The sequence below is a fragment of the Streptomyces sp. WI03-4A genome (assembly GCF_033792105.1).
Taxonomy (GTDB): Bacteria; Actinomycetota; Actinomycetes; order Streptomycetales; family Streptomycetaceae; genus Streptomyces; species Streptomyces collinus_A.
This window is the reverse complement of sequence record NZ_JARAUO010000002.1, coordinates 217,703-239,820: the sequence shown is the minus strand read 5'-3', so window position 1 is coordinate 239,820 and position 22,118 is coordinate 217,703. Positions and strand designations below refer to the sequence as shown.

17 protein-coding genes and 2 pseudogenes are annotated in these 22,118 nt (G+C 70.6%); 11 read left to right on the top strand and 8 right to left on the bottom strand.

Annotation, left to right across the window (positions count from 1 at the left end; genetic code table 11):
• Positions 1-139: 139 nt before the first annotated feature.
• Together PV343_RS04100 and PV343_RS04095 are read right to left on the bottom strand one after the other, a co-directional pair.
• Positions 140-925, bottom strand: a complete 786-nt coding sequence (locus PV343_RS04100) for a maleylpyruvate isomerase family mycothiol-dependent enzyme (protein ID WP_319145365.1) — start codon at positions 923-925, stop codon at positions 140-142.
• Entirely contained in the window at positions 922-2,130 is a 1,209-nt protein-coding gene (locus PV343_RS04095) for an MFS transporter (protein WP_319145364.1), read from the bottom strand. Before PV343_RS04095 ends, PV343_RS04100 begins: the two co-directional genes overlap by 4 nt.
• A gap of 47 nt (positions 2,131-2,177) precedes the next feature.
• Here PV343_RS04095 and PV343_RS04090 point away from each other — a divergent pair, with 47 nt between their 5' ends.
• A complete protein-coding gene (locus tag PV343_RS04090; protein ID WP_319145363.1) occupies positions 2,178-3,620 on the top strand; it encodes a PLP-dependent aminotransferase family protein in 1,443 nt (480 codons plus the stop codon).
• A 253-nt stretch (positions 3,621-3,873) separates the two neighbouring features.
• Here PV343_RS04090 and PV343_RS04085 read toward each other — a convergent pair whose 3' ends face one another.
• Positions 3,874-4,653, bottom strand: a complete 780-nt coding sequence (locus PV343_RS04085) for a DUF1206 domain-containing protein (RefSeq protein WP_319145362.1) — start codon at positions 4,651-4,653, stop codon at positions 3,874-3,876.
• Positions 4,654-5,111: 458 nt separating this feature from the next.
• Between PV343_RS04085 and PV343_RS04080 the strand changes: the two genes are divergently transcribed.
• The 3 genes from PV343_RS04080 to PV343_RS04070 all read left to right on the top strand — a co-directional run bounded on the left by PV343_RS04080 (position 5,112) and on the right by PV343_RS04070 (position 9,524).
• Positions 5,112-5,795 carry a GNAT family N-acetyltransferase gene (locus tag PV343_RS04080; protein WP_319145361.1) on the top strand — a complete coding sequence of 228 codons (684 nt, stop codon included), beginning with the start codon at positions 5,112-5,114 and terminating at the stop codon, positions 5,793-5,795.
• Positions 5,796-6,180: 385 nt separating this feature from the next.
• Complete coding sequence (pepN, locus tag PV343_RS04075; RefSeq protein WP_319145360.1) at positions 6,181-8,613, top strand: aminopeptidase N; 2,433 nt, start codon at positions 6,181-6,183, stop codon at positions 8,611-8,613.
• 170 nt (positions 8,614-8,783) lie between these two features.
• Positions 8,784-9,524: a class I SAM-dependent methyltransferase gene (locus PV343_RS04070; protein ID WP_319145359.1), complete on the top strand. Its 741-nt coding sequence runs from the start codon at positions 8,784-8,786 to the stop codon at positions 9,522-9,524.
• 236 nt (positions 9,525-9,760) lie between these two features.
• Here the strand turns inward: PV343_RS04070 and PV343_RS04065 are convergent, their stop codons facing one another.
• The 4 genes and pseudogenes from PV343_RS04065 to PV343_RS04055 all read right to left on the bottom strand — a co-directional run bounded on the left by PV343_RS04065 (position 9,761) and on the right by PV343_RS04055 (position 12,321).
• The gene (locus PV343_RS04065) at positions 9,761-10,342 is read right to left on the bottom strand and encodes a suppressor of fused domain protein (protein ID WP_319145358.1); all 582 of its coding nucleotides are present in this window, start codon (positions 10,340-10,342) and stop codon (positions 9,761-9,763) included.
• 190 nt (positions 10,343-10,532) lie between these two features.
• Complete coding sequence (locus PV343_RS04060) at positions 10,533-11,078, bottom strand: hypothetical protein (protein ID WP_319145525.1); 546 nt, start codon at positions 11,076-11,078, stop codon at positions 10,533-10,535.
• A 231-nt stretch (positions 11,079-11,309) separates the two neighbouring features.
• A pseudogene (locus PV343_RS40295) lies at positions 11,310-11,414 on the bottom strand (PAS domain-containing protein); the annotation flags it as partial.
• 106 nt (positions 11,415-11,520) lie between these two features.
• Positions 11,521-12,321 (bottom strand): NAD-dependent epimerase/dehydratase family protein, encoded by an 801-nt coding sequence (locus PV343_RS04055; protein ID WP_319145357.1) that lies wholly within the window; start codon positions 12,319-12,321, stop codon positions 11,521-11,523.
• Positions 12,322-13,147: 826 nt separating this feature from the next.
• Here PV343_RS04055 and PV343_RS04050 point away from each other — a divergent pair.
• Entirely contained in the window at positions 13,148-13,534 is a 387-nt protein-coding gene (locus tag PV343_RS04050) for a DUF4440 domain-containing protein (protein WP_319145356.1), read from the top strand.
• A gap of 143 nt (positions 13,535-13,677) precedes the next feature.
• Here PV343_RS04050 and thrS read toward each other — a convergent pair whose 3' ends face one another.
• The gene (gene thrS, locus PV343_RS04045; RefSeq protein WP_319145355.1) at positions 13,678-14,913 is read right to left on the bottom strand and encodes a threonine--tRNA ligase; all 1,236 of its coding nucleotides are present in this window, start codon (positions 14,911-14,913) and stop codon (positions 13,678-13,680) included.
• A gap of 563 nt (positions 14,914-15,476) precedes the next feature.
• Between thrS and PV343_RS04040 the strand changes: the two are divergent.
• The 6 genes and pseudogenes from PV343_RS04040 to PV343_RS04015 all read left to right on the top strand — a co-directional run bounded on the left by PV343_RS04040 (position 15,477) and on the right by PV343_RS04015 (position 22,117).
• A pseudogene (locus tag PV343_RS04040) lies at positions 15,477-15,829 on the top strand (hypothetical protein).
• Positions 15,826-18,219, top strand: coding sequence for a glycoside hydrolase family 65 protein (locus PV343_RS04035; RefSeq protein WP_319145354.1), 2,394 nt, complete (start codon positions 15,826-15,828; stop codon positions 18,217-18,219). The pseudogene PV343_RS04040 and the gene PV343_RS04035 overlap by 4 nt, the downstream one beginning before the upstream one ends.
• Positions 18,220-19,320: 1,101 nt before the next feature.
• Positions 19,321-19,524, top strand: a complete 204-nt coding sequence (locus PV343_RS04030) for a cold-shock protein (protein ID WP_319145353.1) — start codon at positions 19,321-19,323, stop codon at positions 19,522-19,524.
• A 301-nt stretch (positions 19,525-19,825) separates the two neighbouring features.
• Positions 19,826-21,304: a DEAD/DEAH box helicase gene (locus tag PV343_RS04025; protein ID WP_319145352.1), complete on the top strand. Its 1,479-nt coding sequence runs from the start codon at positions 19,826-19,828 to the stop codon at positions 21,302-21,304.
• Between the two features lie 45 nt (positions 21,305-21,349).
• Complete coding sequence (locus PV343_RS04020; protein WP_319145351.1) at positions 21,350-21,751, top strand: CBS domain-containing protein; 402 nt, start codon at positions 21,350-21,352, stop codon at positions 21,749-21,751.
• Positions 21,752-21,799: 48 nt separating this feature from the next.
• Positions 21,800-22,117 carry an SCO5918 family protein gene (locus PV343_RS04015; RefSeq protein ID WP_319145350.1) on the top strand — a complete coding sequence of 106 codons (318 nt, stop codon included), beginning with the start codon at positions 21,800-21,802 and terminating at the stop codon, positions 22,115-22,117.
• Position 22,118: the final 1 nt, after the last annotated feature.

Here is a 22,118-nt window from a genome sequence, read left to right as displayed (position 1 = left end):
TCGGGTCGTGTGGAACCTGCCGCCCGAGCTCCGCGGCGAACCGGCCGAGGCGTTCCACGCGGCACGCGGCACGCGGCCCGCGGCGGCGGTGGAGGTCGGGAGCCGAACCGCTGCGCATGCAGTGATCGGACGCCGGGACTCACCCGTCGTCGCCCACCTGGCCCCACCCGGGCAGCGGCGGCTGGGGCCACGCGGGCGGGTGCGGCAGGAGACGCGCCGGACGGTCGGCCGTCAGCGCGTCGGCCGGAGTCCGCCCGGTGAGCCAGCCGAGCACCTGGTGCCCGGCCCCGGCGACCGAGGCTCCCTGGGCCACCAGGGACCAGCGCCGGCCGAGGTCCACGGCCTTCACCGAGGCGAGTGCGAAACCCTGGGCGCGCAGGGTGGCGAGGGTGTCGTCCAGTGCCCAGGTGACGTAGGCGTCGGGCCATTGCTCGGTGCCGTGGCCGCTGTCCAGATCGAGGTGATGGGTCTCCAACTCGCGCAGGCAGCGCAGCAGGACGTATCGGGCGGGGTGTCGCCAGCCGGCCAGCGCCGGTACCAGGCGCTCCCAGGCGGAGACGGGCATCGCGCGGGCCCGGGCGGTGAAGCGGTCCAGATTCTGCCGCAAGCGGGCCGCGATGCCGTCGGCGGACAACAGCGCGTCCCGCTCCACCGCGGACGCGAGTGCCGCCGCGCCAGTGCGCGGTCCCGGTTCACGGCCGGTGTGCGCGAGCCCGAGCAGCCACACGTACGCGTCGACGCCGTGGGTGACATGCGCCAGGACGTGGCCGCGCGTCCACCCCGGCAGCGCCGACGGGGCCCGCAACGCGGTGTCGGAGAGGCGCGTCGCGGTTCGTACGAGGCGGGCACCGGAGGCGACGACGTAACCGACGGCGTCCTCCTCCGTGCCGAAGGCCGGGTGCCCTTCTTCTGCCGGGCCGTTCACGGCGCCGACCGCCGGTCACGCGTCGCCGGTCCCAGCGCGGTCAGCATCAGCAGCGCCGTCACCGCGAACCCCCAGGCGTACCCCGTGTGCGCCGTGAGCAGGCTGAAGCCTGCGGCGCCGATCCCCATGCCGCCGTCGTAGGCGAGGTTCCACAGTGCGGAGACGGTGCCGTACGACGCGGGGGAGACACGACCGTACATCAGGGTAAGGGTGGCGTTCTGGACGACGCCGAAGCCGGTGCCGAAGAGGGCCGTGCCCGTCAGCACGGCGACCGGGCTGGCCGTGGCCGCCAGCATCGACAGCCCTGCCGCCGACGTGAGCAGACCGGGGGTGACCAGCCACGAGGCGCCTCGGCGGTCGCCGTACCGGCCTGCCACGCAGCGGGCCGCGGTGGACGCAGTGCTCTGCACCAGCAGGGCCATCGTGGCGATGCCAGCCGACGCGTGCGGGACGGCCAACGGCAGGAACGTCACCAGGATCCCGGCGGCGAGGGCGGTGGCGAAGAACACCGAGGTGGGACGCCGCAGCCCGGCGGCGCGTAGAGCGGCCACCATGCCGAGTGTTCGCGTATCCGCGCTCACGGCCGGGGGACCGGGGCTATCCGGCGGCTGCACCTCCCGAAGTGCCGCCACGGTCGGGATCGCCGCCAGGGCCGCCAGGCCCGCGGCCATGGTGAGCGGGGTGTAACCGACGTGTTCGCACATCCAGACCCCGAGGGGCAGGGTGACGAGCGCCGGCACACCGCCCACCACGCCGACGAGGGCCAGTCCCTCGCCCCGACGCTCGGCTGGGATCAGTGCCGCGGTCAGGGCGCCGCCGGCGACCATCGTGAGGCCGAACCCCAGGCCGCGTACCAGGCACATCGACGCGGTCCAGGCCGCGCCGTCATCGAGAGGCAGTGCGAGGGCGGGGGCGCCCAGCAGGCACAACCCGGCCGCCAGCGGACCCCGGTGGCCGTACCGGCCGAGGATCCGGGGACCGGCCAGCTCGCCGAGCACCGTGGACAGCATCAGGGCGCCTGTCGCGAGGCCTGCCCCGCCGCGGCCGGCGTGCGTGGGCACCGCCGACAGCAGCAGGAAGAAGCTCACGGTCACGGCCACCACGCTCACGAGCCGCAGCAGCAGGGCGCGGCTGAGCAAGGGTGGTCGTAGGGGTGCGGGGACCGTCGCGGCGGGGGCGGCGGCCGCGTTCTCAGCAGAGGTCATGCCGTCGACGTTAGGGAGTGACCGGATCGCCGGTAAGCTCCAATTCCATGACTGTGCAGTGGGCCGGTTTGTCACCCGAGCTGCTGCTGGCCGTCGACCGGAGCAGTGGGGAGCACCTGCGTGCCCAGGTGGAACGCCAGCTGCGGGACGCGATCCGCGGCGGCCGCCTCGCCGCCGGCGAACGTCTTCCCTCCTCACGTGAGCTGGCCCGTTCGCTGGGTCTGTCCCGCGGTCTGGTCCAGGACTGCTACGCCCAACTGCAGGCCGAGGGCTACCTGGTCACCCGGGTCGGCTCGGCCACTCGAGTCACCGCCTGCGCACCCGCCGCCCCCGCCGCGCCGCCGGCCGAGCGGACGGCCGAACTCCCGAACCTGATAGCCGACTTCCGGCACGGCGTGCCCGACCTGGCCTCGTTCCCGCGTGCCGACTGGCTGTGGGCGGTCCGGGAGGCGGCCCGCCGGATGCCGACCGCAGACCTCGACTACGGAGATCCACGCGGCAGCCTGGACCTGCGCACGGTCGTCGCCGCCTACCTGCGCCGGATCCGCGCGGCCGCCGCCGAACCCGACCGCACCCTCATCTGCTCCGGCTACGCCCAGGGACTGGCCCTCGCCCTCCAGGTGCTGGCCCGCGCCGGCGTCCGTGCCGTCGCACACGAGGATCCCGGCAGTCCCGCCTCGACGAGCGCGGCCATCCGTGCGGCGGGCCTCACCCCGGTCCCCGTCCCGGTCGACGCCCGCGGAGTCGACGTGGCGGCCCTGGAGGCGAGCGGCGCTCGCGCGGTGATCGTCACCCCCGCCCACCAGTGGCCCACCGGTGTCCTCCTTGCCCCGGAACGCAGGCACGCCCTGCTTGCCTGGGCGCTGCGCCACGACGCGTATGTCGTCGAGGACGACTACGACGCCGAGTTCCGCTACGACCGCGAGCCGGTCGGCTCTCTCCAGGGCCTCGCATCCGACCGGGTCGTCTCGATCGGCACCGTCAGCAAGTCACTGGCCCCTGCCCTGCGCATCGGCTGGGTGCTGAGCCCCCCGGCGCTCACCGCGCCGCTCACCGAGGCGAAGCGGAGCGCGGACCGCGGCACGCCCACCCTCGACCAACTCGCCCTGGCCCGACTGATCGAATCGGGCCGCTACGACCGCCATCTGCGCCGTATGCGCACCCTGTACGGGGCCCGCTGCCGGACGCTGCGCGCCGCTCTGGCCGAGCATGCCCCCCAGGTACGCCTGACCGGCCTCGCGGCGGGGTTCCATGCCGTGGCCCATCTACCGGGCGGATCAGACGAGTTGGCGGTGATCGCTGCGGCCCGCGCCCGCCGGGTCGGCCTGTACGGGATGAGCGCGTGCCGTGCCTCGGGCGGTACCGGGCCGCCCCAACTCGTCCTCGGCTTCGGTGACGTGCCCGAGCGGGCGATCGCGGAGGGCATCGCGGCGGTCGGCGACCTGCTCGGCGACGGCCGCCGAGTGCCGGAGGCAGACGTCAGCGGCTGACCGGCGAACGCTGCGTCCCGGCCGTCGAGAGCGATCGCCGGGCAGGTGTCGGTACGGGCTCCGCCCCGTCCACCCCTGCGCGGCTCTCTCGCAGCGGCCGGGGTGACGTTGCTGCCCTCCTGGGCCCTGGACGCTGCCGCGGCTGCTCCGCCTGCCCTCATCGAGGGCGTCATGGTGCGCCCGGCCGGTCATCTGCTCACCCGAGCCATCCGCTGGGCCATGTCCGCGTCCCGGTACACCAGTCGCCGGCACGTCAGAGCTTGCGCCAGCGGGCCTCGCACAAGGAGAAGACGCCGAACGCCGCCAGACCGAGCGCGATCACCGCGAGCAGCCACGGCCCGGCCGGCAGATCCCGGAACGCGCGCAGGGTGTCGTCCATGCCCTTCGCCTTGCCGGGCTGGTGCCGGACCGCCGCCGCCACGGCGAACACACCCGCGACGGCGAACACGATCCCGCGGGCCGCGCCACCCGCGACACCGAAGAACTCGGTGACCTTCCGCGCCTTCGCGGACATGACCGCCGTGTTCAGGTGCTTGCGGAACTTCTTCATCACGGCCCGGGCCGCAATGTACAGCCCGGCGGCCACCACGGCCGCTCCGGCGATCCCGACGATCCACTGGCCGCCCGGCCACCCCAACACCTTGGCGGTCAGGTCGTCGGTGCGGCGGTCGGAGGAGCCGCTCCCGCTGCCCTTGTCGCCGGCCGCGTACGAGAGCACCGACCACGACACGACGGCGTAGAAGACGAACCGGCCCGCGGCCATGACCCGCTTCGAGGGCTTGCCCCCGTCCGTGCCCGCACCGCCGATCACAGCCTGCGACAGCCGCCACAGCGCCATGCCGGCGAGCGCGATGCCGACGATCCACAGCATCGCCGACCCGAACGGGCGCTGGGCCAGCTCGCTCAGCGCCCCACCGCGGTCGGCCTGCTTGCCGCCGCTGTCACCACCGAAGGCGATCTGCAGGGAGATGACCCCCACCAGCAGATAGATCAGCCCGCGGGCGGCGAAACCCGCACGCCCCGCCGCAGCCATCGCCGGGCTGTCCGCAGCCCGGCGCGCCCCGCCCCGTCCACCCACTGCCCATGCCTGTGCATTCATACTTCAGCCGATGCCCCCGGACCCCGGTCCGACACCTGGGCCCGGGGAGCCCGGCGCCCGGACTCAGCGGGCGGGGTCTTCGCCGCGCGTCCGAACCCGCTCCTTCCAGCCCAGCAGACCGCGGTCGAGGGGGCGCACATCCGCTGCCCGCCCGGGTCGTGGCCGGCGTCGAGGAAGGTCAGGTGCGCGGTCACCACTCCGGCCTCGTGGCCGATCCCCGCGACCAGCAGTCAGCCGGCGTACCGGCCCTGCTCGCGCGCGCCCCACTCCAGCCGCATCCATGCACGATGGGCGCGGCACGCGTCCGTGGGTGCCTCCTTGGAGTGCTTCGCCGCTGGGTGGGCAGCGGGAACAATCACTGGAGACGCAGTCTCACATGCTCTAATCGCCGGATGGCGAAGATCGATCCAGAGTTGATACGACGCTGGCTGGGTGGCTGGACCGCGGCTCGTTCCCTGCCCGCGGCCGAGCCGGTCGAGGCCGGCGGGGACGGCCTGCGGTCCGAGTGCGGCCAACCCGGCCGCGAGGTCGAGGTGTTCGCGCTACGTGCGGATGAGGAGCCGGAGTCAGTGGCACGGCTGGCGGCAGCCGTCGCCGCCGCGAGGCGGACCACCTGGCTCACGGTGCCCACGCTGCGCCCAGGCGCCGTCGAAGCCGTCGTCGGCGCCGCCGGACTGGAGGTACTCCACCGGTCCGAGTGGTTCATGACGACCGACCTGTCCGAGCACCCGCAGCACGCGCCCGCCGCGCCGTACACGCGCCAGATCCGCACGGAGGGACCGGTCACGGTCGTCTCCCTCCATGACTCCTCGGGAGAAGTGGCGGCGCGCGGCACCATCGCCGTGGTCGGCGCCGACGCGATCGCCGATCGCATCGAGACGGGCGCTGCGCACCGGCGACGTGGCCTGGGCCGCGCCGTGATGAGCGCTCTGGCGGAGGCCGCCGTGGCCCAGGGCGCCCGGACCGGTCTTCTCATCGCCAGCGAGGAAGGCCAGCGCCTCTACTCCTCCCTCGGCTGGCGCCACGAAGCCGACGTCCTGATCGCCCGGGGGCCAGTGGGTTTCTCAAGCAGGTAGGACTGGCTCACGCCGGTCGATCCGCCCTCATGCCACGGTGCACGACCGCGGAACCCACCGAGGCTGTCGGCACACTCCGCTGGGTTCGGCGTGCCCCTGTGGCCGGGCTGGGCACGCCCGGCCCCACTCCGCCGGACCAGTCGCCCGCACGTCCGGCCCTGATCATGACCGGGCGGCCCCATGACATCGGGGGAGGGGCGGGGCAGACTCGAAGCGGACCCGGGGAGAAGCCTGTGGTGGCCGCACAATCGATTCACCCGCACGACTCGGCGCGGGCGCGGCGCAACGCCGAGACGGACGTGACGGACACTCCCGGTCCACGTGGGCTTCTTGCTGCCCACCGGGTGGTTCGTAACGAATGGACGAACCTTCGAGAGGGGTAGCGATGAGCGACAGGAGTCTGACCCAGACTGAGGCCGAGGGGCGTGCGCGTCTGCTGACGGTCGAGCGATATGACGTCGCCGTCGACCTTTCGGGTCTGCTGACCGGCTCGCGGGTCCGGTGCGAAACGACGATCACCTTTGCGTGTCACCGGCCCGGGGCCGAGACGTTCGTCGATTGTGCGGCGACGGTCGAGAGTGCCACACTCAACGGGGTCGTGCTGCGGTCAGCTGTTGCGGGCCGGATCATGCTGCCCGATCTTGCCGAGCGCAACATCCTCACGGTGGTCTCCGTGGCGGAGTGCTCGGCCGATGCCCGGGGCGTGCACAAGGCGGTCGATCCCGCCGACGGCGAGACGTACGTCTACACCGACTTCACTGCCGACTACGCCCGCTACGTGTGGGCCTGCTTCGACCAGCCGGACCTCAAGGCGCCGTGGGCGTTCACCGTGACCGCTCCCGGCGGCTGGCGGGTGCTGAGCAACAGCGGTGACCCGCAGATCGAAGACCTCGGCTCCGTGCGACGCTGGACCTTCCCACCGACGCCGCCGCTGGCCACGTACAACACGGTGATCAACGCGGGTCCGTACTACGAGTTGCGCCGTGGCGGAGCTGGTCATGATCTCGGGCTCTTCGCCCGGCAGTCGCTGGCTTCCGTCCTGGACCGAGACGCCGACGAACTGTTCACCCTGACCACCCAGGGGCTCGAGTTCTTCGCCGATAAGTTCGGCATGCCGTTTCCGCAGCACAAGTACGACCAGGTCTTCACGCCTGAGTTCCCCGGCGCGATGGAGAACTTCGGCTGCGTCACGTGGATGGACTGGTTCCTGCGCAGGAGCACGCCGACCAGGGCGGAGTGGGACATCTTCTCGCGGTACCTGCTGCATGAACTCGCGCACATGTGGTTCGGAAACATCGTCACGATGCGCTGGTGGGACGACCTGTGGCTGAACGAGGCCTTCGCGGAGTTCGCGAGCAACTGGGCCGCCGTGAGCGTGACGTCGTACACCGATGCCTGGACGGCTCATCTGGCCGGCGAGCAACTCAAGGCCTATCTCGTCGACCAGGGACCGACTACGCATCCGATCCGCCAGCAGGTCCGCGACGTCTCCGAGGCCGAAGCGACGTTCGACGCCATCACCTACCCCAAGGGCGCGTCCGTACTGAAGCAGCTGATGACGTACGTCGGCGAGGTCGAGTTCGCCGAGGGGTTGACCAACTACTTCGCCACGCATGCCTGGGGCAACACCACACTGCAGGACCTGATCGACGCGGTCGCCGACGCCGGCGGACGTGACCTGGACCGGTGGCGCGCGGGATGGTTGGAAACAGCGGGCACCGACCGGCTGACTCTCAGCCATGCCCCAGACGGGTTTGCCCTGCTCGCTCAGGGACCTGGGGGCCGGCCGCGCCCGCATGTCCTCGCCGTCGGAGCCTACGAGCGTTCGGGGGACCTTCTGGAGCGCAGGGCACTCGTCGAAGTCGAGGTAGCCGGCGAACGGACCCGGATCGACCTGCCGGCAGGAGCCGATCTGTATCTGGTCAACGATGAAGACCTGACCTTCGCCTCGACGAGACCTGACGCCACGACCAGGGACGCGTTTTTCGGCAACGCCGCCCGTCTGCCCACTGCTACCGCGCGGGGTGTCGCCGTCACCACGGTCTGGGACATGCTGATCAACGGCGAAGCGACAGCCACCGAAGCCGTGCAGTGCCTGACCGGAGTGCTCGCCGTCGAGACGTCGGCGTCGGTGATCGAGCCGTATCTCAACCTGGCTGTCGAAACCGCAGATCTGTGGAGCCCGGCGTCGGAGCGGGACGAGTTGCTGCGAGCGGTGGCTGAGACGTGCCGCGGTCTCTCCGGCGTCGGCGCCTACCGCAAGGCGGCGTTGCGTGGCTTCGCCCGCACCGCGGCCGAACCGGAAGGGGTTGCGTGGCTCCAGGACGAGGCCGGAGAGGACATCGATCTCCAGTGGCGAGCACTCGTTCGCAAGGCCCAGCTCGGGATCCCGACCGCAGCCGAGGCACGCGCTCTGCTCGACCGCGACCCGGATCCCGAAGCATGGGTCAGCAGGCTCCAGGTCAGCGCTGCGACCCCGGACGCGGCCGAGAAGAAGGCGGTGTGGCAGACGCTGGTGACGGACCGCGCTGTGCCGCTCGCTTCAGTCCACTCAGTTGCGACGCTGTTCTGGAGTGCTGGCCAGGACGACCTGCTGAAGCCCCATGTGGAGGCCTACCTCGATCTCGTGCCGACCGTCCACCGGGGAGGAAGCATGCCGGCGACGGTTTTCACCAGAAGCCTCTTCCCTCTGTTCGGTATCGACCTGACCTTCGTGGAACGAGCGGAAGACCTGGCGGCACAGGCTGTCCCGGTCGTCCGCACGAACCTTCTGGAGCGAGCCGACCGCATGCGCCGCATCCTGCGCTCTCGCGGTTGAAGTCGCCAAAGGCGTACGGACCGTCTCTCGCGGCGTCTGGCGTGATCACGGCGTCGATGCCGTCCTGGACCCCCGCGTTCACCGGGCGAGCCAGGGCCGGCCCGCGGCGAGGGCAGGCCAGTGTCCTAATCGTGTTGACCGCCCCCGGCAGGCAGTGCTGGAGTCGGCACGTGGACAGCATCCCCGCCAACCGGCGGCTCTGGAACCGGATCAGCAGCGCCTACCAGCAAGAGCACGATCCGCAAATCGGGGCCGCACCCCGGCTGTGGGGCATGTACTCCATCCCCGACGCGCACCTGAACGCCCTGGGCGACGTCACCGGCAAACGCGTCCTCGAACTCGGCTGCGGCGCCGGCCAGTGGTCCAGGGCGCTCGCCGCCGAGGGCGCCACCGTGGTCGGGCTCGACCTGTCCGAAGCGCAACTCACCGCAGCGGCACGCACGATGGGAGCGGTCCGCTACCGGCTGGTGCAAGGCGCCGCCGAACAACTCCCTTTCGCTGCCGACAGCTTCGACCTGGTGTTCTGCGACTTCGGTGGGCTCAGTTGGGCGCCCCCGCACGTGGCCGTCCCTCAGGCCGCACGCGTCTTGGACCGAGGCGGGCGCCTGGTGTTCAACGTCGCCAGCCCATGGTTCGAAGCTTGCTACGACGAAGCCGCCAGCCGTGTGACCACGACGCTGCAGCAGGACTACTTCGGGCTGAACACCATCGCCGAAGGCGACGGCGCGACCAGCTATCAGCTCACCTACGGCGACTGGGTCAAGGTCCTGCGCGGCGCGGGTCTCATCATCGACGACCTCATCGAGCCGCGGCCCGAACTCGGAGCACCCAACGGCTACAACGAAACCGACCCACCCGACTGGGCACACCGCTGGCCGGCGGAACTGCTCTGGGTAACCCACAAGCCGTAAGCCTGGTCGCCCGGCTCGGTAGCCCTCGGCCGAACGAGGTGGGATACAGGCCGCGCCCCAACATAGGGGGAGAATCCCACCCGGCCGACCGCTGGCGCTGCAACAGTCCGGTCCTGCCTCCGCACCGCCGTGCGGAGGCCGGGCTGAGCCCCGCTGTCTCCACGAACTCGTGACCGCGCTGCGCCGCGACGGAGCGGTCCGGCGGGGCCGCTTTGCCCGGACTGCGCCCGCGAGGTTCAGGCGACGGATGGGCGCCTTGGATCGGTTGGGACGATCGCGTGCTCGTCGAAGAGCTGCTCAAGGGCTTCGTGACCGTGCTCGTGGCGGTATGCCATCTCGGCTGCGGTGACTGGCAGAACCCACAGAATGCGGGCATGGCCGTCCGCCAGCGGGCAGTGTTCCAGGTCAGGGCCATGGAGGTAGGGAAGGCTGATCAGCAGGTGGTCGCAGTGGGACCCGGGCAGCCACGGCTCTCCAACGGGCAGGCTGTGCCCGAGACCGAGGTGGTGATCGGCATGGTAGTAGGCGGCCATGGCCAGGAGATCAGCGAAGCGTTCGTCACGGACGGGCGCGGTGAGGACGAATTCGAGGCCATGGCCGTCCGTCTCAGCCGTGGACCAGCAACCTGCGGTGATGTAGGCCCAACTGTCAGCGCGCGGTCCTGGGCTGACGGTGAGGATCCTCAGGTCGGGAACCGCTCCCCTTCGCCCAGGTCCCAGGTCGTAATCGCTGACCGTGATCGCATGGCCGGTGAAGAAGCCGCGCACGTGGGCCTCGACGCCTGCCATCGCCCGCTGGCTGCGCTTGCTCTCGAACATGATGGAGAGGCTCTCACGAGCCGGTCCGGGCACTGGGAGTCTGCCCCGCCAGGCGGCCCGGACTCGGATGGTCCGGCCGGCCTTGACCGGTTCCTCGGGCAAGGGCATCAGCAGCGGCTGTTCGAGGGCGAAGTTCTGGCGATCGGCAGGTGAGCCCCGTGCACCAACCTGACGCCCTGGGGGCGCGTACTCAGCAGCCGTCGCCGGTCGGTGTGAACTCCATGCGCGCGTGCTTGTCTGTGTCCCGTGCCTTGTCGTAGACCGCGCGGGTGACCTGGTACCAGATGTCGTCCCTGGCCTTGTCGCCGTCCACGTCGTCCAGACGCACGCACCACTTCTCCGGGCGGACGGTCCGCCGGTAGCTCTCGGTGCCGCTGCTGACCTTCCTGCAGGACGTGTACCGCTCGCTGGTGTACCAGGTGCGCGTCCGCCGCCTGGCGCCCGCGCCCGAACTCGAGGTGTGGCTGACCCGCCGCGTACCGGTGGTGCACGTCCTGACCAGACGCGGTCGGGTAGCCCGAGCGGTTTCCACGGGAAGGTGGCGGACCGTGTCCCGGCGCCCGGACACGGTGTCCGGCTCTGGCGGCTTCGGCCCGGTTGCGGCGCCGCCGCTGTTGTCCGCGGCGACCACATAGCCCGTGCCCTCGTCGGCGCCCCCGCTCCCGCTGGAGCACGCGGCGAGCCCGGCCAGCAGGACCGTCGTCACACCGGCCACTATCAGGTGTCTGCCGAACATGTCTTCTCCTTGTGGGCGCTGGACGGACTCGGGCAAGGCCTCGGGAAAGCATGCGTCCGAAGCCTGGAGCGTCATCGTCCGCGCCGAGGCAGCGGTCAGATTATCCGATCGACCGCTTCCCTCGGCTCGTGGCCGTCGCAGGGCACGCAGACATGCGGGGGGGGGCTTCTGCCGACTGTTGCGCTGACGAGAGGGAGCACGAGCAACAGGGGCGGATCCAGGCGAGCCGAGCGGGTTGTCGGGGAAGACGTCGAAGAGGTAGCGGCCCACCACCTGGTCGCGGCTGCGTCCGGCCTGCCGCAGAAACGCCGGGTTGGCGTCGGCGAAGATCAGGTCGGCCGGCCTGTGCCACTGATGGCGACGGCTGAAAACCCTCACCTCTGCTCGTCGTTCCTTGAGGGACCGTGGTGCGAGCGCGAGTCGCGTGCGACGGTTACATGCGTCAAGGCCGCATGTGCTTGAGGGTGAACTCGGGTTCGGCATAGAGGCCGGCCTGGACTCCGGTCGGATCGGCTGGGAGGACTCCGGGGATGTCGGCGGCGTGGGCTTCGGCGTTGTCGACGGGGACGTAAGCCAGTTCCGTCGCGTCGGGGAGCTTCCAGAAGCGACGGGCGTTGGCGGAGACGGCGTACGCCGTGACGAAGCGGGTGGCGGACGGTGCAGTCAGGGCGGCCCGGAAGTAGCCGACGGCATCGCGCGGGCTCAGCCAGGTCGCCAGGTGCCGGGGCTCGGAAGGCAAGGGCTCGAAGCTGCCGATGCGCAGGCAGATCACCGACAGACCGAACTTGTCGGCGTACAACTGCCCGAGGGCCTCGACGGCCACCTTGCTCACCCCGTAGAGGCCGTCGGGGCGTGCCGGCTCCTGTGGGCCGGTGAGATGTCCGGCGGGGTAGAAGCCGGTCACACGGTTGCTGCTCGCCAGTACCACCCGCTCGATTCCCGTGCGCCGCGCCGCCTCCAGGACGTGGTGCGTGCCCAGCACGTTGGCTTCGAGCAGGTCTGGAAGAGGAGCCTCGTCGGGCACGCCGCCCAAGTGGAGCACGCGGTCGGCTCCCGAGAGGGCCGATTCCACTGCGGCGGTGTCCCGCAGGTCCACGGTGTGCACGTCCTCGTTCTCGGCCTCCGGGCGGAGCGGTACGCGGTCGAGCAGGATCAGGCGTGCCGCCTCGTGTCGTAGCGCCTCACGCACCACGGAACCGATGGTGCCCGCCGCCCCGGTAACCGCCACCGTTCCCAGACTCATGCTCTCCCCCTGGCTTCGTTGTCGCTGCGCGCATTTCCGGCGCAGCCCACCTGGCGGGCCACCCTGCCATAAGTGCTCACGCTGACTCCCCGCCCTGACGGGAGCGCACCGGTCCTCCGGCGCGGCTCCGACCGGGGCAGCGCACCGCGTATGCGGTTGCCGAAGTACGTCGTCTGGGACGGCGACGACAGCGGTCCCTGGCAGGGAACGGACTCCCGGTGCATCATCCAACGCCCCCGACGTCAACGGCTACTTGAATGAGACGAAGCTGCGTGCGGAGGTGGCCGAACAGCATGCGCGGACCGGTCCAGCGCCGAGGAGACGGTCCGGTGACCGGCCGCCGCCATCGCTGACCCTCCGGTAGTGCGGTGTCCGCAGGACAGACAATGTGACGAGGTCCCGCCGCCTTGGCACGCATCGCCCCGACGTCGCGCCAAGCCGATCCGGTCGTTGTGTCGGTTGCGACCCACTACGCCCACGTCCTCGGACCTACTACGCCCACGTCCTCGGCCGGCCCGACGACGCCGAGCTGCGCGACTTGCTGCCGGCCCGGCCGGAGAGCATGAGCGACCCGCTCCGCGACCGGCACGCCCAGCCGCGCGCGGTGATCAACGGCTGGCCCGCTCCCTGAGAAAGTGGCCCCGGCCGGCCGGAGACGCTCAGGCTGCCACCCCGCGCCGGACGGGAGCACACCCGTTCTCCGGCGCAGGCCCGACCGGGGCAGCACGAAGGGGGCGGCTCGATAGGGGTGCCGGCCATCCTGGAACTGTGCTCCGGGCGGGAGCCGGGTTGTGACACGCTTGGCCTCCTGAGCAAAGATGCCTGTATGAGCCGAGAGACAGATGAGGTGCACGAAGCGATCGCAGGCGAGCTACGCCTCATGGATCCCAAGGTGCGCGCATCGCGCTCGCTCGCCCAGCAACTACTGGACCCGGACTTCGTAGAGGTCGGTGCTTCGGGGCGGCGGTGGACGTATGACGAGATCCTTGCCACGATGCCTGAGATGGACGGTGCGGTGGAGGACGGTCCGCGCTACGAGGCCTCAAAGTTCACTGGTGATCTGCTGGCTCCCGGGCTGGTGCACCTCACCTACGAGACCACGCTGGGTGGAAGCCGGGCACGACGCAGTTCGCTCTGGCGCAAGCAGGGAGCGGACGCGACCTGGCGGATGTACTACCACCAGGCCACGCCCATCCCGCTCGACAGCATGTAACTGTGACCCGGCTCGGGCATGCACGGGCCTTGCCGAAGGCCCCCCGGCTCGATGGACGCGGTACCGGCGTCACGCACTACCACCGCGGAGATCACAGTCTCCTCGCCCCGGGCGACAGCAGGCTCCTCTGATCGCGACGCCCGCTATGAGGTGGCGTCGGTCCACAGGTCGGTGCTGTGTTTCCCGACGAGAGCGCTGATGTGGGTGAGTGCGTCGCTGACCGGCTGTGGGTCGAGTCGGCGTCCGTCACGCAAGCGCAGTGCGACGTGATCGTCAGCAGCCTCCTTGGCACCGATGACGGCCTGGTAGGGAACCAGGCGCGCCTCGCGGATTCGGGCCCCCAGGCTGCCGCGGTCCGGTCCCGCGACCTGGGCACGCAGTCCGAGGCGGATGCACTGTCGCGCGAGGGCTGCGGCGTTCGGGAGTTCGGTGTCGGAGATCGGGAGGATCACCAGCTGGGTGGGGGCGAGCCAGGTGGGGAAGGCGCCGCCGTGCTGTTCGATGAGATGGGCGACGGCTCGCTCCACACTGCCGATGATGCTGCGGTGGACCATGACCGGGCGGTGTTTGGCGCCGTCGGCGCCGATGTAGTGCAGGTCGAACTGCTCGGGCTGGTGGAAGTCGACCTGGACGGTGGACAGGGTGGACTCCCGGCCGGCGCCGTCGGTGACCTGGACGTCGATCTTGGGGCCGTAGAACGCGGCCTCTCCCTCGGCTGCCTCGTAGGGCAGGCCGGAGCGGTCGAGGACGTCGGTGAGCACGGCGGTGGACCGCTGCCACTTCGCGGGGGCGGCGACGTACTTGCCGCCGGGGCCCGGGAGGGAGAGCCGGTAGCGGGTCGGGGTGATGCCGAGCGCCTTGTACGCCTGGCGGATCATCTCCAGCGCCGCCTGCGCCTCCTCGGCGACCTGGTCCAGGGTGCAGAAGATGTGCGCGTCATTGAGCTGGATGGCCCGTACCCGGGTCAGCCCGCCCAGCACGCCCGAGAGTTCGGAACGGTACATGCCGCCCAGCTCGGCCATCCGCAGGGGCAGCTCTCGGTAGCTGTGGGAGCGGGAGCGGTAGATCACCGCGTGATGAGGGCACAGGCTCGGACGCAGGACGACCTGCTCCCCGCCGAGGTCCATCGGGGGGAACATGTCGTCGCTGTAGTGCGCCCAGTGCCCCGAGATTTCGTACAGCTCCCGCTTGCCGAGGACTGGTGAGTACACGTGCTGGTAGCCCGCCCGCCGCTCGGCGGCACGGATGTACTCCTCCAGGGTGTGGCGCACGGTGGCGCCGTCGGGCAGCCAGTACGGCAGGCCGGCACCGATGAGCGGATCGGTGTCGAACAGGCCCAGTTCACGGCCGAGCCTGCGGTGGTCGTGCTTGGCGGTCATCGCGGTCTCCTTGCTGCTGCGGAGCAAGTGACCGGGCCTACGACGACGCCCCGGGGCACTTGCCCCGGGGCGTCGGATCAGGTCGTCTGTCAGCGCGCCGGGACACTCTCCGGCGTCGTCGTCACAGCAGCGCGCTTCATGTCGCAGACGTTAGCAGGGTGCGTCGCCGTGTACTCGGTCTTTCCTTGTCAGGAGAGCCGCCGGACAGGCTGAGTGCGGGTCGTCGTCACCGGCGGCGCACGAGCACTTCGTGCTGTCCATCAGGTGGCTGGTTCAGCGACGAGGTGAGTGTCGGTGCTGACGCGTGGCTTGAACAGGTGAGCTGGGATGGCCGGCATCCGGTACTCGCCGGAAGCGGGCGCGCTGACCATCCTCCGCGACCCTCACAGGCCGGACTCGTCCCCGCCCCGCCGACAGGAGACTCCCGCCGTGGCCCACACCGGCCCCGTCACCCCCTGTCACGCCACCTCCGACTACCGCCGGGTGGACTGAGTGGGTGTCTTGTCGTGTGTGTGAGGGTGTCTGCGCCCAGTTTGCCGGGGGATGGTTTCTAGCCTGGGGGCGTGCTGGGTTTGCCTGTTCGTGTCGGTGTCCGCCTGTTCGATCTTGACGTGGTGTTCCCGCGGACTGCGAGGGTGCGTGTGGCTGCCTGGAGGGAGATGTTCGACGAGTGTCTCCGCGAGTTCCTGCGGGCGGTGCGCGCGGCAGGGCTGCGTACCGCGGTGGTGTCCTCCAGCAGCGGATCGACGCGGTGGCCGCTGTGTTCGAGGACGCGCTCGCCGGTGTCGAAGCGGGGCGGGCCGGACGGTTCGGTTCCGTCGTGGGGGTAGACCGGGTCGGCCAGGCGGAGCAGTTGCGGGCGCACGGCGCGAATCTGGTCGTCCGAGACCTGGCCGAACTTCTGGAGTCGCCGTGATCACCCATCCCAGCTTCACGGTCGAGCCGTGGTGCCTGCGCGAGACCGAGCTGAACCTGGACGTCCTCGCCCAGAGCGAGTCGGTGTTCGCCCTGTCCAACGGGCACATCGGGTGGCGCGGGAACCTGGACGAGGGGGAACCGCACGGACTGCCCGGTGCGTATCTCAACGGGGTCCACGAGCGGCACCCGTTGCCGTACGCCGAAGGGGGCTACGGATATCCCGAGTCCGGTCAGACGATGATCAACGTCACCGACGGCAAGATCATCCGTTTGCTGGTCGACGACCACCCGTGCGACCTGCGCTACGGGCACGTGCCGGCGCACGAGCGAGTGCTGGACTTCCGCTCGGGCATCCTCAGCCGGACCGCGCGATGGGTGTCGCCCGACGGGCGTACGGTCCGGATCTCCTCGCAGCGGCTCGTCTCCTTCACCCAGCGTGCGGTGGCCGCGATCGTGTACGAGGTCGAGCCGCTCGACGGACCGACCACGATCGCCGTGCAGTCCGAGCTGGTCGCCAACGAACAGCTTCCCCACCTCGAGGGCGATCCGCGTGTCGCCGCGGCGACCGAGTCCCCACTGGTGGCCGAGGAGTCCTTCGCGCAGGACACCCGGTTGAGGCTGGTGCACCGTACCGGCTGCAGCGCGCTGCGGGTGGCGGCGGCGGCCGACCACCTCGTCGAGGGGCCGGAGAGCACCCGTTGGACCGCGCAGTGCGAGCCCGACGTCAGCCGTCTGACGGTGACCGCGGACCTGGTGCCCGGACGACCGCTGCGCTTGGTCAAGTTCGTGGCCTACGGCTGGTCGGGGGAGCGGTCGCTGCCCGCGGTGCACGATCAGGTGGACGGCGCGGTGGCCGCCGCGGTCAGTACCGGCTGGGATGGTCTGGCCGCCGCCCAACGTGACTACCTGGACCGGTTCTGGGCCGGCGCGGACGTCGAGGTCGAGGGCGACGCGCAGATCCAGCAGGCGGTGCGGTTCGCCCTCTTCCACGTGTTGCAGGCCGCGGCCCGCGGGGAGAACCGGGCGATCCCCGCCAAGGGACTGACCGGAACCGGGTACGACGGACACTGCTTCTGGGACACCGAGTCCTACGTCCTGCCGGTGCTGACCTTCACCGCGCCGGAGACCGTCCCCTCACCGCTGAGATGGCGGCACCGCACGCTCCCGGCGGCCCGGGAGCGCGCCCGCCAGCTGGGCTTGTCCGGGGCGGTGTTCCCGTGGCGGACGATCGAAGGCGCCGAGTGTTCCGCCTACTGGCCGGCCGGTACCGCCGCCTTCCACATCAATGCCGACATCGCCATGGCCGCGGTCCGCTATGTGGCGATGACCGGCGACGAGGAGTTCGAGCGCCACGTGGGGCTCGATCTCCTCGTGGACACCGCCCGGTTGTGGCGTTCTCTGGGCCACCACGACGCGCAGGGCGTGTTCCACATCGACGGGGTCACCGGACCCGACGAGTACAGTGCCGTCGCCCGGGACAACCTCTACACCAATCTGATGGCCCGGCAGAACTTGCGGGCCGCCGCGGACGTGGTCACTCGTCATCCGGAACGCGCCGAGGAAGTGGGGGTCGACGACGAGGAGGCCGCCGGTTGGCGGGACGCCGCGTCCCGCATGGCGATGCCGTACAACGAGAGCCTCGGCGTGCACGAACAGTCGGCCGGATTCACGCACTTCCAGCGCTGGGACTTCGACGCGACCCCGCCGGAGAACTACCCGCTGATGCTGCACTATCCCTACTTCGACCTGTACCGCAAACAAGTGATCAAGCAGGCCGACGTGGTGCTGGCGATGATGGAGTGCCCCTATGCGTTCACCGACCAGGAGAAGGAACGCAACTTCGCCTACTACGAGGCACTGACCGTCCGCGACTCGTCCCTCTCGGCGGCCTGCCAGGCGGTGCTCGCCGCGCAGACGGGTCATCTGCGGCTCGCCTACGCCTACCTCGGCGAGGCCGCGCTGATGGACCTGGACGACCTGGAGCACAACACCCGCGACGGACTGCACATCGCCTCCCTCGCCGGTACGTGGATCGCCCTGGTCGCCGGCTTCGGAGGCCTGCAAAGACACCTCAAGGACGGTAGGGCGGACCTGCTGGGGTTCGCGCCACGCCTGCCCGAGGCGCTGTCCAGGGTGGCGTTCACGGTGGCGGTGCGCGGACGCAGACTGAAGGTGGACATCGATCAGACCCGGGCACGTTACCGACTGGTCGACGGCGACCCGCTGGAGGTTCTGCATCACGGTGAACCGGTGACCGTGACCGCCGGCGACCCGGTGGACCGCCCGGTGCCGCCCGCCCCCGTGCTGCCCGAACCGCAGCAGCCGCGCGGCCGCCGCCCGGCAGGACGGCCCAGCCCGGAAGTCGCCCGGACGGAGCCGCAGGACTGAAGGTCCGTCTTCGTTCACGGCGCCCTCGCTGGCATCCTCGCCGGCATCCGCGCCCTGGCGAACCGGCTGCCCAGGACGCGCGATGTCGTCGCCGCGACCGCGGGGACCGGTTCGACGCTGTCATCGAGGGGGGACGGGGCCTGATTCTCCGCTCGCCCGGGTCAGCGGGGGCGTGAGGAGACCCGCGCGAACACCCGGCCCCGGCACTCCGGGCATGCCGGCTGCAACCCCTTGACGCGGTGAACTTCCTTCCAGGCACGCCCGCACTCGAGATCCTCCAGCGACGCGTCCAGCCGCCCCCAGTCCGCATGGACCGCCGTGAACCTCATCCGCGCCCTCCCCCCACCCGAGCGTTTCCAGGAACCAGCGTTCCCCACAGCGGCCAACCGCGCCCCCGCCCCGCAGGCGCGCCCACCACCGACCCGGCAGTCCGCGTCGTGCGCGAGGAGCTCGCATGCACCCGCGCAGCCAAGGTCGGCGCGAGGCTTCGCCACGGCGTCACAGCCGCCCCGTTCTGGTGGCCGCGCTCGGCTGCGCGATTCTGATGACGTACGGGCCGGGCGAGATTCCACCGGGTGATCCGAACGCCACCGGCGACCTACCGGTTCCCCTTCCTTGGGATCTTCCCTGGCCGCCGCAGTCGCCCCCTACCTCCGCCGAGCCCAAGCCGCTCAAGGAAGCGCCGCTGACCTGCATCGACAATTGCCGTGGCAACGAGCACACAAAGCGCATCAACCGTCGAGGCGTCCTAGGCTGGCCCCCGCAGGAGCGGGGCCGCCCGGGGAGAAACGCCGAAACGTTGCGCTCTGGTCGGGTCAATATCTGTGCCCGCGGGCTGAGATTTCAACGAAACATGCGGACAGATTCTCTGCCGCAATAAGTGGAGTGGATTTTTGCAACGCACGCAGGCCGCTGCGGCGTGCTACTGTCGATCTCAGTTGCAGTTGTGGTTCCCGAAACTTCAGGTGCTCTCCAGGCGGCCCCCGTGCCGCTGGAAGGCACTTTTGTATGTCCGGTCTTTTTCCGGGCGGGGTGATCATCGCGGCGACACGGTGTTCGCGAAGTGCGGACATCGAGGCACTGCCCCGAAGGAGAAATGACATGGCTACTGGTACCGTGAAGTGGTTCAACGCGGAAAAGGGCTTCGGCTTCATCGAGCAGGACGGTGGCGGCGCTGACGTGTTCGCCCACTACTCGAACATTGCCGCCCAGGGCTTCCGCGAGCTGATCGAGGGCCAGAAGGTGACCTTCGACGTCGCGCAGGGCCAGAAGGGCCCGACGGCCGAGAACATCGTTCTCGCCTGACGTTCACGCGCACTGAGTAGCTGGGGCCCGCATCCTTCGGGGTGCGGGCCCCAGCTACTCGCGTTTCCGCCAGTGGTCTCACCTGTGGACGGTGACCAGGAAACGCGTGGGCTCACCGCATATGCGAGATGCCCCGAACATTGCGTCCACATCGCGTCACCCAATTCAGCGCCTGCGCCCGCACGGATTTTCCGCCGGGCAGGTATTCGCTGCAGCGTTCCACTGGCCCATTCTTGCAATTCCTCGTGCACTCATCGCTGCGGGAATTCCTTGATATGTGCCGCATCGAGGAAGGTTCCGCATGAACCGCACACGCACGAACGACCGCTTCGCCCGCACGCGTAACGGCAGTGCCGGCTCCGGCAGGGGCGGCAGCCGATTCGGCTCGTCGGCCACGAGCCGTTCCGGTGGTCGGACCCGCCGGCCCGCCGCGATCCAGGGGGAGTTCGCCCTCCCCGAGACGGTCACCCCCGCGCTTCCGGCCGTGGAGGTCTTTGCCGATCTCGACATGCCCGGGGCACTGCTGGCCGCGCTCGGCCGGGAAGGCGTGACCGTGCCGTTCCCGATCCAGGCCGCGACCCTGCCCAACTCCCTCGCCGGCCGGGACGTACTGGGCCGGGGGCGCACCGGCTCCGGCAAGACCCTCGCCTTCGGGCTGGCGCTGCTGGCCCGTACGGCCGGGCAGCGCGCCGAGGCCCGGCAGCCGCTGGGGCTGGTCCTCGTACCGACGCGTGAGCTGGCTCAGCAGGTCACCGACGCGCTCGCCCCGTACGCCCGCTCCGTGAGGCTGCGGCTGGCCACCGTGGTGGGCGGGATGCCGATCGGCCGACAGGTGAGCGCGCTGCGCGGTGGCGCCGAGGTCGTCGTCGCCACACCGGGACGCCTCAAGGACCTCATCGACCGTGGCGACTGCCGACTGGACCAGGTTTCCATCACCGTCCTCGACGAGGCCGACCAGATGGCTGACATGGGCTTCATGCCGCAGGTCACCGCCCTTCTCGACCAGGTCCGCCCCGAAGGCCAGCGCATGCTGTTCTCCGCCACTCTCGACCGCAACGTCGACCTGCTCGTGCGCCGCTACCTCAGCGACCCCGTCGTGCACTCCGTCGACCCCTCGGCCGGGGCGGTCACGACGATGGAGCACCACGTGCTCCACGTTCACGGCGCCGACAAGCACACGGCAACCACCCAGATCGCCGCACGGGACGGCCGCGTCATCATGTTCCTCGACACCAAGCACGCCGTCGACGGCCTCACCGAGCACCTCCTGAACAGCGGGGTACGGGCCGCCGCCCTGCACGGCGGGAAGTCGCAGCCACAGCGCACCCGCACGCTGGCGCAGTTCAAGACCGGGCACGTCAACGTTTTGGTGGCGACCAACGTCGCGGCGCGCGGCATCCACGTCGACAGCCTCGACCTCGTCGTCAACGTCGACCCGCCGACCGACCCCAAGGACTACCTCCACCGCGGCGGCCGTACCGCCCGCGCGGGAGAGTCCGGCAGCGTCGTCACCCTCGTCACCCCGAACCAGCGCCGCAGCATGACCCGCCTCATGGCAGCGGCCGGCATCGTCCCGCAGACCACCCAGGTCCGCGTCGGTGAAGAGGCCCTGCACCGCATCACCGGCGCCCAGGCCCCCTCCGGCGTCCCGGTCGTCATCACCGCACCGGTGGTCGAACGCCCCAAGAAGCGCAACGCGACCTCACGCGGCCGGCGCCGTCCCGCCTCGGCGGCCCGTCGCACGTCCGTACGGCAGCCCACCGCCCGGGCGGCGGCTTAGAACCTTCGTGAGCAGGAAGCCGGCCAACTCCGCAGGAGGCACCCTTTGACGCACCAGACGCAGTTCCGCCCGGCGAGCGCCCAGCCCGCGCACGGCACGGTGGCCGAGATCATGGACGCGGCTGGACCGCAGATCTGGGAGGACATGACCGTGGAGGTGGCACTGTCCGTGATGACCGCCGCCCGTACCGGTCGTCTGGTCGTCTGCGACGAGGACGGCACGCACACCGGCCTGGTCACCCGGGCCGGGCTCACGGCCGTTCGTGACGGCTCCGGGTACACGGACCGGATCCGGCTGCGGGACGTCGCCGACGTGATCGGGCCCTTGGCCTCGCCGCTCACCACGACGGCCGAAGCCGAGCGTGCGGTGCGCTGTGGCCGGCCCGGGGCCCTGCCCGTGGTCGGCCGGCACGGCAGCGCGCTGGGCGTCCTCGCCCTCTCCCGTTGAACCGCCTCACTCCGCCCGGCCCCGTCTTCTCTTCTGCCTGGAGGCACCATGCGCTGTGTCATCGCCCGCTTCCCGTTCGACCTGACCAAGAGCGGCGTGGTCGCATCGATGAAGGGCGTCACACCGGAGCTGGTCACCGGTGAGTCCGTCATCATCGGACGACGCCATTACCCTGCCAAGCAGGTCGGGCAGGTCATCACCCGCCAGGACCGCCGGGATTTCACCGCCGGTGAGGTACTGCGGGCCATGACCCAACTCGGCTTCACCTGCCGCACCCGCCCCGCCGCCGCACCTGCCCCCGTGGCCGGCTCGTACCAGCGGGCCTCCGCGATGCTCGGCACACCCCCGATCGGCCTGACGTCCTGAC

Coding starts and splice junctions, on each gene's coding strand:
- PV343_RS04095 (WP_319145364.1), bottom strand. CDS start 2,130: ATGACCTCTGCTGAGAACGCGGCCGCCGCCCCCGCCGCGACGGTCCCC.
- PV343_RS04090 (WP_319145363.1), top strand. CDS start 2,178: ATGACTGTGCAGTGGGCCGGTTTGTCACCCGAGCTGCTGCTGGCCGTC.
- PV343_RS04085 (WP_319145362.1), bottom strand. CDS start 4,653: ATGGCTGCGGCGGGGCGTGCGGGTTTCGCCGCCCGCGGGCTGATCTAT.
- PV343_RS04080 (WP_319145361.1), top strand. CDS start 5,112: ATGGCGAAGATCGATCCAGAGTTGATACGACGCTGGCTGGGTGGCTGG.
- pepN (WP_319145360.1), top strand. CDS start 6,181: ATGAGCGACAGGAGTCTGACCCAGACTGAGGCCGAGGGGCGTGCGCGT.
- PV343_RS04065 (WP_319145358.1), bottom strand. CDS start 10,342: ATGTTCGAGAGCAAGCGCAGCCAGCGGGCGATGGCAGGCGTCGAGGCC.
- PV343_RS04060 (WP_319145525.1), bottom strand. CDS start 11,078: ATGTTCGGCAGACACCTGATAGTGGCCGGTGTGACGACGGTCCTGCTG.
- PV343_RS04055 (WP_319145357.1), bottom strand. CDS start 12,321: ATGAGTCTGGGAACGGTGGCGGTTACCGGGGCGGCGGGCACCATCGGT.
- PV343_RS04050 (WP_319145356.1), top strand. CDS start 13,148: ATGAGCCGAGAGACAGATGAGGTGCACGAAGCGATCGCAGGCGAGCTA.
- thrS (WP_319145355.1), bottom strand. CDS start 14,913: ATGACCGCCAAGCACGACCACCGCAGGCTCGGCCGTGAACTGGGCCTG.
- PV343_RS04030 (WP_319145353.1), top strand. CDS start 19,321: ATGGCTACTGGTACCGTGAAGTGGTTCAACGCGGAAAAGGGCTTCGGC.
- PV343_RS04025 (WP_319145352.1), top strand. CDS start 19,826: ATGAACCGCACACGCACGAACGACCGCTTCGCCCGCACGCGTAACGGC.
- PV343_RS04015 (WP_319145350.1), top strand. CDS start 21,800: ATGCGCTGTGTCATCGCCCGCTTCCCGTTCGACCTGACCAAGAGCGGC.